Source organism: Tenacibaculum sp. Mcav3-52 (assembly GCF_022347665.1).
Taxonomy (GTDB): domain Bacteria; phylum Bacteroidota; class Bacteroidia; order Flavobacteriales; family Flavobacteriaceae; genus Polaribacter; species Polaribacter mesophilus.
In genome coordinates this window covers 195,739-209,331 of record NZ_JAKRGE010000001.1, presented here as the reverse complement: position 1 = coordinate 209,331, position 13,593 = coordinate 195,739, and the positions used below count along the sequence as shown (strand labels likewise).

14 protein-coding genes and 2 tRNA genes are annotated in these 13,593 nt (G+C 31.5%); 9 read left to right on the top strand and 7 right to left on the bottom strand.

From position 1 onward, the window contains the following. Nucleotides 1-22 precede the first annotated feature (22 nt). The 4 genes from MHM83_RS01035 to MHM83_RS16215 all read left to right on the top strand — a co-directional run bounded on the left by MHM83_RS01035 (nt 23) and on the right by MHM83_RS16215 (nt 2,533). Nucleotides 23-544 carry a hypothetical protein gene (locus MHM83_RS01035; protein WP_239178159.1) on the top strand — a complete coding sequence of 174 codons (522 nt, stop codon included), beginning with the start codon at nt 23-25 and terminating at the stop codon, nt 542-544. A 124-nt stretch (nt 545-668) separates the two neighbouring features. Further along, complete coding sequence (locus MHM83_RS01025) at nt 669-1,415, top strand: RHS repeat-associated core domain-containing protein (protein ID WP_370641864.1); 747 nt, start codon at nt 669-671, stop codon at nt 1,413-1,415. 10 nt (nt 1,416-1,425) lie between these two features. Then, complete coding sequence (locus tag MHM83_RS01020; RefSeq protein ID WP_239178158.1) at nt 1,426-1,929, top strand: SMI1/KNR4 family protein; 504 nt, start codon at nt 1,426-1,428, stop codon at nt 1,927-1,929. Between the two features lie 475 nt (nt 1,930-2,404). Then, nucleotides 2,405-2,533, top strand: coding sequence for an RHS repeat-associated core domain-containing protein (locus MHM83_RS16215; RefSeq protein ID WP_196781615.1), 129 nt, complete (start codon nt 2,405-2,407; stop codon nt 2,531-2,533). Nucleotides 2,534-2,647: 114 nt separating this feature from the next. Here the strand turns inward: MHM83_RS16215 and MHM83_RS01015 are convergent. Beyond that, nucleotides 2,648-2,721, bottom strand: a tRNA-Asn gene (locus MHM83_RS01015). A 60-nt stretch (nt 2,722-2,781) separates the two neighbouring features. Then, nucleotides 2,782-2,855: transfer RNA gene (locus tag MHM83_RS01010), tRNA-Asn, on the bottom strand. A gap of 272 nt (nt 2,856-3,127) precedes the next feature. Here MHM83_RS01010 and MHM83_RS01005 point away from each other — a divergent pair. The 3 genes from MHM83_RS01005 (at nt 3,128) to MHM83_RS00995 (ending at nt 7,755) form a co-directional block, all read left to right on the top strand. Then, a complete protein-coding gene (locus MHM83_RS01005; RefSeq protein ID WP_173358896.1) occupies nt 3,128-5,854 on the top strand; it encodes a 2-oxoglutarate dehydrogenase E1 component in 2,727 nt (908 codons plus the stop codon). Between the two features lie 117 nt (nt 5,855-5,971). Continuing rightward, complete coding sequence (gene odhB / locus MHM83_RS01000) at nt 5,972-7,180, top strand: 2-oxoglutarate dehydrogenase complex dihydrolipoyllysine-residue succinyltransferase (RefSeq protein WP_206337263.1); 1,209 nt, start codon at nt 5,972-5,974, stop codon at nt 7,178-7,180. A 203-nt stretch (nt 7,181-7,383) separates the two neighbouring features. After that, nucleotides 7,384-7,755, top strand: coding sequence for a VOC family protein (locus MHM83_RS00995; protein WP_047789902.1), 372 nt, complete (start codon nt 7,384-7,386; stop codon nt 7,753-7,755). 42 nt (nt 7,756-7,797) lie between these two features. Here the strand turns inward: MHM83_RS00995 and MHM83_RS00990 are convergent, their stop codons facing one another. Both MHM83_RS00990 and MHM83_RS00985 read right to left on the bottom strand, forming a co-directional pair. After that, complete coding sequence (locus MHM83_RS00990; protein ID WP_239178157.1) at nt 7,798-8,517, bottom strand: DUF547 domain-containing protein; 720 nt, start codon at nt 8,515-8,517, stop codon at nt 7,798-7,800. Nucleotides 8,518-8,648: 131 nt separating this feature from the next. Then, nucleotides 8,649-8,852, bottom strand: a complete 204-nt coding sequence (locus MHM83_RS00985) for a hypothetical protein (protein WP_239178156.1) — start codon at nt 8,850-8,852, stop codon at nt 8,649-8,651. A 227-nt stretch (nt 8,853-9,079) separates the two neighbouring features. Here MHM83_RS00985 and MHM83_RS00980 point away from each other — a divergent pair, with 227 nt between their 5' ends. Both MHM83_RS00980 and MHM83_RS00975 read left to right on the top strand, forming a co-directional pair. Further along, nucleotides 9,080-9,889 (top strand): alpha/beta hydrolase, encoded by an 810-nt coding sequence (locus MHM83_RS00980; RefSeq protein WP_239178155.1) that lies wholly within the window; start codon nt 9,080-9,082, stop codon nt 9,887-9,889. A gap of 6 nt (nt 9,890-9,895) precedes the next feature. Next, nucleotides 9,896-10,498, top strand: coding sequence for a hypothetical protein (locus tag MHM83_RS00975; protein ID WP_239178154.1), 603 nt, complete (start codon nt 9,896-9,898; stop codon nt 10,496-10,498). Between the two features lie 3 nt (nt 10,499-10,501). Here MHM83_RS00975 and MHM83_RS00970 read toward each other — a convergent pair whose 3' ends face one another. The 3 genes from MHM83_RS00970 to sufC form a co-directional block, all read right to left on the bottom strand. After that, nucleotides 10,502-11,194 (bottom strand): LytTR family DNA-binding domain-containing protein, encoded by a 693-nt coding sequence (locus tag MHM83_RS00970; protein WP_239178153.1) that lies wholly within the window; start codon nt 11,192-11,194, stop codon nt 10,502-10,504. A gap of 232 nt (nt 11,195-11,426) precedes the next feature. Further along, nucleotides 11,427-12,740, bottom strand: coding sequence for a Fe-S cluster assembly protein SufD (gene sufD, locus MHM83_RS00965; RefSeq protein ID WP_073182172.1), 1,314 nt, complete (start codon nt 12,738-12,740; stop codon nt 11,427-11,429). 96 nt (nt 12,741-12,836) lie between these two features. Then, nucleotides 12,837-13,589, bottom strand: coding sequence for a Fe-S cluster assembly ATPase SufC (sufC, locus tag MHM83_RS00960; protein ID WP_047789907.1), 753 nt, complete (start codon nt 13,587-13,589; stop codon nt 12,837-12,839). Nucleotides 13,590-13,593: the final 4 nt, after the last annotated feature.

The following is a 13,593-nucleotide window of genomic DNA, read 5'->3' as shown; positions in this document are numbered from 1 at the left end:
AAGTAAAAACAAGTTGTAATTAATGTCTCGAATAAATTTAGTAATGTCGTTGTCGAATTTTTATTCTTTTATTTTAGAAGTTATAGAAAAGGAAGATTGTGTATTTTATTTAGAAAAAAGAGTTGATGATAATTCAATAGTTAAAGTTGAAATAGGCTCTAATAATTTATCTACTGTCATAGCTAATAAAAGAGGTAGGAATTTGAATTTTTATCTTTCTACCAAAAAAATAGATAATGAGAACGGTAGTTTGTATGATGAGACTATTTGTAATTATGTAATAGAGGGCACTGGAGGAAGAGAAACAGAAGAAATTATAGAGAGAATCTCTTTAAGAGTTATATCAAAAACACCCGATAAGTCAATAAAAAGAGTTTTTAATAAAATTAAGAGTAAGTTAAAGAGTGATGAGTCAGTAGGTGTAGGAGTAAAAGGGAGTTCTTCATTACATAAAAATTTTTTCTATCAAAAAGATTTAGTGGGTAGTAAGATGTTTAAAGTTGATTTATATAAAGATAAATCGCCTATTATAAAGGTGGTATAAATATTCCGCTGGAACTAATTTGTAACTTATTGCATATCCTCCCCGCTAGCGCGAGCGTCACGCTCGTACCGTGTATGAGTAAGCGGCAAAGAGTCAGGAAAATATAAAGCACAGCAACGATGCTGTGGTTTTTTCGCATCATGCTATCCACTTCGCTTATAAAATTTCAAAAAAACTTATAGGTACACATATACAGGCATATCATAATAGTGGTAAAAAAGTATGGGAATGTGAGTTGGATATATACGGAAAAGCTCGTAGTTTTACGGGAGAAAAAACGTTCATTCCTTTTCGTTACCAAGGGCAGTATGAAGATGCTGAAACGGGGTTGTATTACAATAGGTTTAGATACTACTCTCCAGAGTCAGGAACTTACATAAGTAAAGATCCCATTGGGTTACTTTCTGGAGAGCCTAATTTTTATGCTTATGTTCACGATAGCAATATGTGGATAGACTCACTCGGGTTGGCAGGGAATTTGTATGATATAGTTAATTATGGAAATAAAAGTCCAGGACTTTTTAATCATCATAATATTATGGATGCTTGGGCTAAACATAATATTCCAGGCTATGTAAGTAGACAATCTTCTCAACCTACAATTCAATTAACAAAGGATTTACATGATGCTGCACATAGGGCTGAAAGACAATGGATGAAGGATAACTTTGGAAAAGTAAGAGGTAATTGGAAAAATATTTCAGCTAAACAAATGCAAGAACTTTCAGAAACTATGTTTGATGCAGCCAAAGTACCAAAATCAGTAAGAAGAGAATTCTATAAAGAATTTCATAAGTATATTTATACAAATAAAAATATTACTGAAGCTGTAAAAGACAATTTAGCTAAAGCAATTAAGAGTTGTACATAATCAAACTATTATGAGTATAGTCAATATTTTAGAATTGATTGAGAGAGATTCAAACTGTGAATTGATTCGCGTTAATCGAAAAGAATTGGATAAGGAGATTCTACTGCCTGAAGACTTAAAGTATTTTTATCAAAATTACGATGGGATAGACTTCTATAAGAATGAATCATTTGGAATAAAAATAGTGTCTTATCAGGAATTTAAAGTTACAAACACTGTATTATTTCCAGAAGATGATATAATTTGGGAAGAATTAGAGGGTGATATAAGTAATAATTGGTATCTAATAGCATCGTCAGAAGGATTAGGGCAGTATATTAGTATTGATTTGTCTCAGGGTGAAAAAAAAGGTTATTGTTATGATAGTTTTATTGAAACTCATTCGCATCCTGAAGACAGTATGATTATAGCTAAAAGTTTTACAGAGTTATTAGAAAGAATATATGAGTCAAAAGGAAAAGAATGGTATTGGACTCTACAAAGTTTTTCTAATTATGGTGATGCTTATGATTAGAATCGGTAGTGTCCTAAATTGGCACTTTTCATTTTTTAATAAAAAACATTCAAAAAATCAAAACCACAGTTTTAAGCTGTGGTTTTTTATTGCGCAAATGCTTGTTTAGTTTTAAAGTTTTGTATGTGGGTATCAATAAGGTTAAATAAGATACTTTTAGTGCTATTATCTAATTTTTCTATATCGTTAATGCGTTGCAAAACAGCTTTATTATAGTTAGATATCTCCCCCCGCTAGCGCGAGCGTCACGCTCGTGTCGTGTATGAGTAAGCGGCAAAGGGGCAAGAAAATATAAAGCACAGCAGCGATGCTGTAGTTTTTTCGCATTATGCTATCTGCTTCGCTTATAAAATTTCAAAAAAACTTATAGGTACACCTATACAAGCATATCATAGTAGTGGTAAAAAAGTATGGGAATGTGAGTTGGATATATACGGAAAAGCTCGTAGTTTTAAGGTAGAAAAAACGTTCTTTTATCCTATTTCGTTACCAAGGGCAGTATGAAGATGAAGAAACGGGATTATATTACAATAGGTTTAGGTGTTATTTATCTGATACTATAGTATTCTTAGATTGTATTACAATGTTGTGTATTTTGAGGTGAAAAAGACATTTATAGAGAAGATAAATATAAAAAAAGATGTAATGAATAGAGCAGTTGGTGAAAATCATTAAAACAAAAAAATCAATCTAAAAAAGATTGATTTTTTTTGTTTTGCTCCCCCTCTTGGGCTCGAACCAAGGACCCTCTGATTAACAGTCAGATGCTCTAACCAACTGAGCTAAGGAGGAATGTTCATGTAGAACAATATATATGTACTGTAGAAATTATCGGCTTCTACCTTGCCTTTGCTCCCCCTCTTGGGCTCGAACCAAGGACCCTCTGATTAACAGTCAGATGCTCTAACCAACTGAGCTAAGGAGGAATTTAAAACATACTTGTCTTAAAATGCGAGTGCAAATTTAAGGGGATTTTTTATATCTGCAAATTATTTTTTAAAAAAAGTAAGATTAAAATTACTTATCTCTGGATTTCAGTTGTTTATTTTTTAAGGGAATTATGTTTTTAACTGAAATTTAACAAAAAGCTAATACTCGTTAAAGAGTTTAAAATTAGACTAAAAAGGAATGGTATTTTTCGTAAAAGTTGTACTTTTGTCTCCATTATTCTTATTGATAGAAAAGTATAACAAAATATATGGACAAGTTTTCGTTCTTAAACGCAGCACATGCAGGTTTTATAGGTGATTTGTATGAACAATATCAAAAAAATCCTGATGCGATAGAACCAAGTTGGAGAAGTTTTTTTCAAGGATATGATTTGGCTAACGAGAAATACTCATTAACAGATGAAGAAGTTTCGGTAGAAGTCCCTGAAGAAGTACGTAAAGAATTTTTAGTAATCGATTTAATTAACGGTTACCGTACCCGTGGCCATTTGTTTACCAAAACAAACCCAGTACGAAATAGAAGAACATATACTCCAACATTAGATATTGAAAATTTTGGATTAAATCAATCAGATTTATCCACTGTTTTCAATGCAGGAGAGATTTTAGGAATAGGACCTAAAAGTTTAGCAGAAATTATAAACTATTTAAAGTCTGTTTTCTGCGAAAGCATTGGAGTTGAGTATATGTATGTACGCAACCCTGAGGAGTTAAAGTGGTGGAATGAGCGTTTGAATAAGAATGCTAACCATCCAAGTTATGATGTAGAGTCTAAGAAGTATATTCTTACGAAGCTAAATCAAGCATCAACTTTCGAAAGCTTTTTGCAAACAAAGTATGTAGGTCAAAAACGATTCTCTGTTGAAGGAGGAGAAACATTAATTCCAGGGGTAAGTGTAGCGCTTAGAGACGCGGCTGAATTGTATGGAGTGGAAGAATGCGTGTTAGGAATGGCACATCGTGGACGCTTAAACACTTTGGTAAACATCTTTAAAAAACCTATTCGCGATTTATTTAGTGAGTTTGAAGGAAAAGATTTTGAAGATCAAGATATAGATGGAGATGTTAAGTATCATTTAGGTTTAACCTTAAGCAAAGCGTATCAAGGTGGACAAAAAATGAAGATGAATTTAGTTCCAAATCCATCTCACTTAGAAACTGTTGATGCAGTTGCTGAAGGAATAGTTAGAGCTAAAATTGATAAAGACTACGAAGGAAACGAAAATAAGATACTCCCAATTCTAGTACATGGTGATGCGGCCGTTGCGGCTCAGGGTATTGTGTATGAAGTTGTGCAAATGGCACAATTAAACGGATACAAAACAGGAGGTACTATACACATTGTAGTAAATAATCAAGTTGGTTTTACAACCAATTATTTAGATGCTCGTTCAAGTACGTATTGTACTGATGTAGCTAAAGTAACGTTATCTCCAGTATTACACGTAAACGCTGATGATGCTGAGGCTGTTTGTCACGCTATGGAAATGGCTGTTGAATATCGTATGAAATTCAACAAAGACATTTTTATTGACTTATTAGGATACCGTAAATACGGTCATAACGAAGGAGATGAACCACGTTTTACTCAGCCAAAATTATATAAGGCAATTTCTAAGCATAAAAATGCAAGAGAAATTTATGCTAATAAATTAATAGAAGAAGGAAGTATAACAACGGACTACTTACAGAAAATAACAGATGAATTTAAGGCGCATTTAGAGGCTGAATTTACAGAATCTAAAAAGAAAGAAACGTCTAAAATTCAAGAGTTCATGCCTGATGTATGGGATGGGTTTGTACGTAAGCAATTACAAGATATGTTACAGCCTGTAGATACAACCTATTCAGTAGATGGTTTAAAAGGCATTGCAAGAGTTATTTCAAAAACACCAGAAGGACACAAGTTTGTTCGTAAAGCAGAACGTATCTTAAAAGGTCGTGAAAAAATGGTTTTTGAAGATAACTTATTAGATTGGGGTACAGCTGAAAACTTAGCATACGGTACGTTGTTAGAAGAAGGATACGATGTTCGTATTTCAGGAGAAGATGTAGAAAGAGGAACATTCTCTCACCGTCATGCAATTATGCGTGATGAAGAAACTTTAGAGCGTGTAAATTTATTAAACACAAACCCTAAGAATAAAGGAGAGATGACTATTTACAACTCTCACTTATCAGAATATGGAGTGTTAGGTTTTGATTATGGATATGCAATGGCAGCTCCAAATACCCTAACCATTTGGGAAGCTCAGTTTGGTGATTTTGCCAACGGAGCACAAATTATGTTCGACCAGTATATTTCTTCAGCAGAAGATAAATGGAAGTTACAAAACGGATTGGTAATGTTACTACCTCACGGGTATGAAGGTCAAGGACCAGAGCATTCATCAGGTAGAATTGAACGTTTCTTACAATCGTCATCAACTGATAACTGGACAATAGCAAACTGTTCTACACCAGCAAATATGTATCATATTTTGCGTCGTCAGATGAAGCGTGATTTTAGAAAACCATTAATTGTTTTCACACCAAAAAGTTTATTACGTTTACCAAAAGCAGTAAACCCTATTGAAGATTTAGCAAACGGAACTTTCCAAGAAGTGATTGATGATACTATCGATACATCAAAAGTTAAGAAAATGGTGTTCTGTACAGGTAAATTTTATTATGACTTATTAGCAGAACGTGAAAAGTTAGAAAGAGAAGATGTAGCTTTAGTTCGTATAGAGCAATTGTTCCCATTACATAATGATAAAATTAAAGAAGTAATGGACAAGTATCCAAATGTAGAACGTTATGTTTGGGCGCAAGAAGAACCTAAAAATATGGGAGCTTGGAGTTATATGTTAGAACGTTTTGAATTAGCTAGGTTAGAATGTGCCTCGGAAGAGTACCGTTCGGCGCCAGCAGCAGGTTCAAGTGCACGTTTTAAAAGACGTCATCAAGCTATTATAGATAAGGTTTTTGATTAAAAAATAAATGCGTTAGGGATAGAAGCAAACTACCGTGTAGTGCGAAAAGCCCGACCCGATAGGGAAACGCCCAAATAAAAGAAATAAAATAATTCAGATATATAAAATTTAGAACTGATGGTTTTAGAAATGAAAGTTCCTTCTCCGGGGGAATCAATTACAGAAGTAGAAATCGCAACTTGGTTAGTTGAAGATGGTGATTACGTTGAGAAAGATCAACCAATTGCCGAAGTAGATTCTGACAAAGCAACGTTAGAATTACCTGCGGAAGAAAGCGGAATAATCACTTTAAAAGCTGAAGAGGGTGATGCAGTAGCAGTAGGAGCAGTAGTTTGTCATATTGATATGGATGCTGCAAAGCCAGATGAAGCTGGAGCACCAAAAGCAGCTGCACCAAAAACTGAGGAGAAAAAAGAAGCACCTAAGGCTGAACCAGCAAAAGAAACATATGCAACTGGTACAGCATCTCCAGCAGCTAAGAAAGTATTAGCTGAAAAAGGGATGAATCCATCTGATGTTAAAGGAACTGGTAAAGACGGTCGTGTAACAAAAGAAGATGCTGTAAAAGCAGTGCCTTCAATGGGAACTCCAGGAATGGGATCTCGTGGTACAGAGCGTAAAAAGTTATCAATGTTACGTCGTAAAGTAGCGCAACGTTTAGTTTCTGTAAAGAACGAAACAGCGATGTTAACTACTTTTAATGAGGTTAATATGCAACCAATTTTCGACTTACGTAACGAATATAAAGAAGCGTTTAAAGCAAAACACGGTGTAGGTTTAGGATTTATGTCATTCTTTACTTTAGCAGTAGTAAGAGCTTTAAAAATGTATCCAGATGTAAATTCTATGATTGATGGAGATTACAAAGTAAGTCACGATTTCCAAGATATTTCTATTGCAGTATCAGGTCCTAAAGGATTAATGGTGCCAGTAATAAGAAACGCTGAAAATTTAACGTTTAGAGGAGTTGAGAGCGAAGTAAAGCGTTTAGCATTACGTGCACGTGACGGACAAATTACAGTTGATGAAATGACAGGAGGTACGTTTACTATCACGAATGGTGGTGTATTTGGTTCTATGTTATCTACACCAATTATCAACCCTCCACAAAGTGGGATTTTAGGAATGCATAATATTGTAAATCGCCCAATGGCAGTTAATGGCGAAGTAGTGATTCAACCAATTATGTATGTAGCATTATCATACGATCACAGAATTATTGATGGTCGTGAGTCTGTTGGATTCTTAGTAGCTGTAAAAGAAGCGTTAGAAAATCCTGTAGAGCTATTAATGAATAATAACCCTACCAAAGCTTTAGAAATGTAGTATAAAGTTTATACAGATAAATAAAAAAATCCCACACAACTTGTGTGGGATTTTTTTATTTATTTTTAAAAGGATGAATTGAATAAAATGATTATCTTATACACTCTTCTTACTGTCATAAATTGTTATTAAACAGACTAAAAATTTATTTGTAAAAAGGGAGTATTATATTTTTTGAAGAAAAAAATTAAAGCTATAAAATTATGAAACTAGGAGCCTTTTCAATTAGTTTATCAGTGAAAAATATTAATAAGTCGAAAGAATTTTATGAAACGTTGGGATTCACTGTTTTTGCAGGTCAAATAGAAAGCAATTATTTGATTATGAAAAATGGTAATTCGTTAATTGGGTTGTTTCAAGGTATGTTTGAAAATAATATTCTTACTTTTAATCCAGGTTGGGATGAAAATGCCAATGAGTTAGATGACTTTGACGATGTAAGAACCATTCAACAACATTTAAAAGAAAATCACATCAAATTGAAAAGTGAGGCAGATGAAGAGACTTCGGGCCCTTCTAGCATCGTTTTCTTTGATCCTGATGGAAACATGATTTTAATAGACCAGCATGTTTAAAAGATGAAAAACAAGATGTGTCTTTCATCTTTTAAACGTAATCTATTTGTTGTTTAAGCTCCAATCGTAGTCCAAATATAGCACTTCGGCATTATCATTAGCTTTAATGTGAGAGTACTTATTTATATAATCTACTAAAGTATTACGAGAGGTAAAGTCTTCTTGGTACCATTGAAATATTTTTGAAACTTCAACTTTAGTTAACGTAATCTTATTTTTTGTGGAGTCGTTTATAAAAGCTTTCATTAAGTTTTCCAACGCTTCTTCTATATTCTCTTTAGTAAAAGCAAAATTTACAAATCGAGGTCCAGATTTAGATGCTGCATTTAAGGCAACATGAATTCTAGGGTCATCATGCCATCTACGAAGTATTTTATGCTCAATATAATCTAGCGAGTATAGTTTTTTACCAACAGAAGCAAAAGGAATCTTCCAAGCATTTCTTCCTTTACGTTTAATGTCGGTAATTTTTTTTAAAGGATAACTATCTAAAATTAATTTGATTGTATAAGCATTGTAAGCGTTAATCCAAAAAGCTTTTGCTTTATTTTGCGACCATTTATTACTAGGTATGGTGTTATTCAAATGCTTTATATATATATCTAAAACCGCCCGATTTTTTCTTAGCCCTTTATAATCCACATTACCTTGAGAATCAACATAGGTTTTTAATAAAGCATCATATACATCAGTTTGTGCCTGTGTTTGAACACTCACAAAAATTAGTAAATAGGTAAAGGTGAGAGTAATTGTTTTTCGCATTTTTTAAATTTTAAGTAAATAAATTAGTTTACGATACTTTTGACGTAGATAAATTTAATTCATTACATAAAATTTTATAGAAGTAAAATACCACCTGTTAGGGTGGTTTTTAAACTGAGAAATAGAGATTATTATTTTTTACCAGCAAATGAGCTTATAACAATAGCAACAATACCTATAGTAATGCTAAGGTAAGAATTAGTGTTGTTTTGTGCTTTGACCAAGTCTATATCACCAATAGAAGTTTGTGTTTCTGGTTGAATAAGTGTATAAATTCCATACACAAGAATTACAATACCAGCGATTAGTAATACCGATTTAATAGGTTTATTCATAATAAAGAGTTTTTATAAATATAGAAAAATAATATTTCAGTTTTAATAAAGAAGGTTCTTCCATCAGGTTTAAAGAGTATTTATTAAAGGGGTGTTACTATTTAAACGATATTATGAAGAGTCCATTTGTCACAAATAAAGAACATTTCATACCATATATCTTTTTACAATATTTAAAGGCAAGTGAGAGAGATATTTTTGATGCGGATTAATAAAAAACATAAAAAATGATTACGCATTCTTACACAAAAAGCCCTTTTGTATTTTTAAGTTTTATACTCTTTTTCTTTATGAGTTGTACTGAAGAAGATTTACCTTCTAACATTAAACAGCAAAAATTTACTCTAAAATCGAACTCAACAAATTTTAAGTATACTATTAAAATAGGGAGTATTGAAGAAGTTGATGTAACTAAAGATTATCACGTGATTTATTTATTAGATGGTGACGACTATTATAATGAATGTATGCAAATGTTAAGTTTAGAAAAAAAAGAAAATACCATTATAGTGAGCATAGGTTATGCGGGCGATAATGAAAGAGGTACAGATTATTCTTACCCATATGACAGAGATTTTGATGGAGATTCAGGAGGAGCAAAGAAGTTTATTAGCTTTTTAAATTCTGAGTTAATCCCTGTGATTGAAGAAGATTATCAAATAAAGAGTTTAACAAAAACAATTTATGGACATTCACTTGGAGGTTATTTTGCTTTATATGTTATGATGCAAGAAGAACAAGAAAACCCTTTTGATAATGCAATTGTGGTAAGCCCTAATTTAATGTGGTATAACTCATTTATTTTCGATTTAGAGGAAGAAGCTAAGGAATTAAGTTTGTTAGATGGCAAATCTTTTTACATGGCTATGGGAGACATAGAGGGAGTTGGTATGAACGCATCATTTGATGCAATGGTTAAACGACTAAAATTGAGTAACTATAATGATTTTAATTTCAGTTACGAAAGATTAGAAAACACCTCTCATAGAAATAGTCCAATTAAAGGGTTTAAAAAAGGATTACAAATTATTGAATAAGAAAAAATGAAGAAAATTTTATATATAGTATTGTTAAGTAGTTTTTTTATGAATGCTCAAGAACATGATACTACAAGAAAGTGGAAATTAGAATTGGGCTATACGACTGATATAATTAATACAAGTTTTGGAAAGCATTATGGTTTTGTTTTTAAAGCGAAAAGGAAATTGTTGGAAAGTAAGAAGATTACCTTAATGGTAGGAGCAGCCTATCAAAACAGTTTTATTAATGAAGACGAAAATATGTTTACAGGTTTTGTTGATGGCTACACAAGAGACTTATCTGTTGTTGGTTTGGTAGATTTTAGTTTTTATCCTTTTAATAAAAGAAGATTTTACATGTCAATTCAACCTTTTCTTGGCTATACTAACTTAAAATCAAAAGGAAGTTTATATATAGATCACTTAGGTGTATATGAAAAGTATAAAAACTCACATTCTTACTTTAATTACGGAATGATAAATTCTCTAGGTTATACTTTTAATAGAATAACTATAACCTTTGATGTTTGGAGTTCATTAAAAGGAATTGTTGATAGCGGAAGGTTTAGACCAGGTGATTTTGATTCAAGATTGTTTTTTGGAATGGGAGTAGGATATACATTATAAATTCTATTTATAAAACTTGTCAAACTTCTCTTTAAATAATTTAAATTTATTTCTAGATACAGGAACCTCATGGGAAACATTAGGAAATGAAATTTTATAGTTCCTCGCATTTCCTGAGGTTCTTCTAATATTTTTAATATTAATTATATAAGAACGATGTGTACTTAAAATAAAGGGGTAATCAGATAAATTATTAAGTAATTTTTGAATAGATATTCTGTATGGTTTAATGTCTACAGAGTTAAGAGTCTTAGTGTATATGTCTACATAATTCCCTTCGGATTTAGCGAATAAAAAAGTAGCCAAATCAAGAATTAATGTCTCATTTATATTATTCGTTTTTATAGATAAAACAATCTCTTTGTTTTTTTGTTTTAATTCTTTCTCGAGCTCTTTATTGTACGCTTTAACACTTCTTAAATTTTCTTTTAAAATAACCACATAGTTTATCCAAATAATAATGAGTATAGGTGTAGTACCGATTAAAATAACATAAGAGAAAGTATTAATAAAACTTAAAAAAAAATTACTATTAACACTATTTTTAATAGGGTACAGAAAACTATTTTGAAAAAGAGCTATTGAAATAAGAATACCAAGAGTAAAGAAAAATTCTCTTAAAGTATTCCAATTTTCTTTAATTTCAGAAGTGAAAAAAACGTTGGGCACCAATTCAGTAAAAAATAAGATGCTCAAAAAAGTAACTATACTAGCCGTTAGACAAGGATAAAAATTGTTTGTAACAGTATTTTGAGAAAAGTAATAGTTAACTAAGAATATTACAATACTTAGTATACAAGCAATGATAAGATTTCTTTTGGTATGAAATAAATATGGGTAAGGGGTTGATAAGCTTTTTAAAAACTTATATTTCATAACATTTAAAGAATTAAAAAGGCATTATTAAATATAATGCCTTTTGTTTGTTTTATAGTTCAAAACCAATATTAACCCCTAATTTGTTGGCAATTAATTTGGTAATTCTTTTTTTAACCTCTGGTATTTTAACACTCTCTAAAACAGTATTTGCAAAGGCGTACATAAGTAAAGCTTTTGCTTCTTTCTTTGGAATACCTCTTTGCTGCATATAAAATAAAGCTTGATCGTCTAATTGACCTATGGTACAACCATGAGAGCATTTTACATCATCAGCAAAAATTTCTAATTGAGGTTTAGCATTTATAGTTGCTTTATCACTTATTAAAACATTGTTGTTTTGTTGGTAAGCATTTGTTTTTTGAGCTTCTTTTTCAACAATAACTTTACCATTAAACACACCAGTAGAACGATCGGTATAAATACCTTTATAGTCTTGGTGACTTTCACAGTTAGGCTCTATATGGTTTACCAAAGTATGATGGTCAACGTGTTGTTTCCCCTCAATAATGGTAATTCCTTTTAAAATAGAGTTAATATATTCTCCTTTTTGGTAGAAGTTTAAGTTGTTTCTAGTAATATTGCCACCAAAAGAAAAAGTATGTACAGAGCATGTACTTTCTTTCTGTTGCTCGATATATGTATTATCAACTAAAGAAGCATCATTATTGTCATTCTGAATCTTGTAATAATCTACTGTAGCATGTGTATCTGTATAAATCTCAGTTACGGCATTTGTTAATACAGCATTATTGTTAAGGTTTTGATGACGTTCTATAATTTGAACATGTGCATTTTGCTCTACAATAATTAAGTTACGAGGCTGTAACATGGTTGCATGTTCTTTACCTGTAGTAAAATTAATTATCTGAATAGGTTTTTCAACTTCAACATTCTTTGGGATGTGAATGAATGCACCTTCTGTAGCAAAAGCTGTATTTAAAGACGTTAAATTGTCTTGTTTAGCAATTTTGTTAAAATATTTTTCAATAATAGGCTTATACTTTTCTTTAGAAAAAGCAGCAGATAATAAACAAATATCTTTTCCATCATGAGTAGTAGTTGATAAAAAAGAACTGTATTTACCATCCACAAAAACTATTTTATAGCTATCTATTTCATGAATGAAGTATTTTTTTACATCAGCAAACTCTACAGAAGCATCTCTATCAGGAAAAATACTATAATCTTCTTTTAAAACTGAATTTAAAGAAGTGTATTTCCAAGCTTCTAATTTTTTTGTAGGAAAGCCTAATTTTTCAAAATTTTGTAGTGCTTTTGTTCTTATTTCATGTAAATCTGAATTAATATTTACATTGTCTTCAAAAGCTACGTATGATGATAATATTTTTTCTCTCAACTCCATTGTTTTTAGTTGTAAAGTTTATAAAGTATAAAAGTTTGTAAAACTGAAAAATGGCTTATCTTATGAGCAAATTTTCGCTTTTTACTTTTCAACTTTTTAACTATTTACCTCTGCTTTAATCCAATCGTATCCTTTTTCTTCAAGCTCTAAAGCAAGAGAAGCATCTCCAGTTTTAACAATTTTTCCATCATGTAAAACGTGTACATAATCAGGAACGATATATTCTAATAAACGTTGATAGTGGGTAATAACTACTACAGCGTTATCTTTAGATTTTAACTTATTAACTCCATTAGCCACAATACGTAAAGCATCAATATCTAAACCAGAATCAGTTTCATCTAAAATAGCTAATTTAGGTTCTAACATAGCCATTTGGAAAATCTCATTACGTTTTTTCTCACCTCCTGAAAATCCTTCGTTTAAAGAACGAGATAAGAATTTACGATCGATTTCTAATAATTCTGATTTCTCACGAATCTTTTTAAGCATATCTTTAGCAGGCATTTCTTCTAAACCTTGGGCTTTTCGAGATTCGTTAATGGCTGTTTTAATAAAGTTTGTAACAGTAACACCAGGTATTTCTACAGGGTATTGGAATGATAAGAATACACCAGCATGGGCTCTTTCTTCAGGAGCTAATTCGCTAATATCTTCTCCTTCTAATTCAATAGAACCAGAAGTTACTTCGTAAGTTTCATTACCGGCAATTACAGATGATAAGGTACTTTTACCTGCACCGTTTGGTCCCATAATTGCATGAACCTCTCCTGCTTTTACTTCTAAGTTAATTCCTTTAAGAATATCTTTGTCTTCTACCTGTGCGTGTAAGTTTTCTATTTTTAACATTGTT

Coding starts and splice junctions, on each gene's coding strand:
- MHM83_RS00995 (WP_047789902.1), top strand. CDS start 7,384: ATGAAACTAGGAGCCTTTTCAATTAGTTTATCAGTGAAAAATATTAAT.
- MHM83_RS01020 (WP_239178158.1), top strand. CDS start 1,426: ATGAGTATAGTCAATATTTTAGAATTGATTGAGAGAGATTCAAACTGT.
- odhB (WP_206337263.1), top strand. CDS start 5,972: ATGGTTTTAGAAATGAAAGTTCCTTCTCCGGGGGAATCAATTACAGAA.
- sufD (WP_073182172.1), bottom strand. CDS start 12,740: ATGGAGTTGAGAGAAAAAATATTATCATCATACGTAGCTTTTGAAGAC.
- MHM83_RS00980 (WP_239178155.1), top strand. CDS start 9,080: ATGATTACGCATTCTTACACAAAAAGCCCTTTTGTATTTTTAAGTTTT.
- MHM83_RS00985 (WP_239178156.1), bottom strand. CDS start 8,852: ATGAATAAACCTATTAAATCGGTATTACTAATCGCTGGTATTGTAATT.
- MHM83_RS00990 (WP_239178157.1), bottom strand. CDS start 8,517: ATGCGAAAAACAATTACTCTCACCTTTACCTATTTACTAATTTTTGTG.
- MHM83_RS01005 (WP_173358896.1), top strand. CDS start 3,128: ATGGACAAGTTTTCGTTCTTAAACGCAGCACATGCAGGTTTTATAGGT.
- sufC (WP_047789907.1), bottom strand. CDS start 13,589: ATGTTAAAAATAGAAAACTTACACGCACAGGTAGAAGACAAAGATATT.
- MHM83_RS01035 (WP_239178159.1), top strand. CDS start 23: ATGTCTCGAATAAATTTAGTAATGTCGTTGTCGAATTTTTATTCTTTT.
- MHM83_RS00975 (WP_239178154.1), top strand. CDS start 9,896: ATGAAGAAAATTTTATATATAGTATTGTTAAGTAGTTTTTTTATGAAT.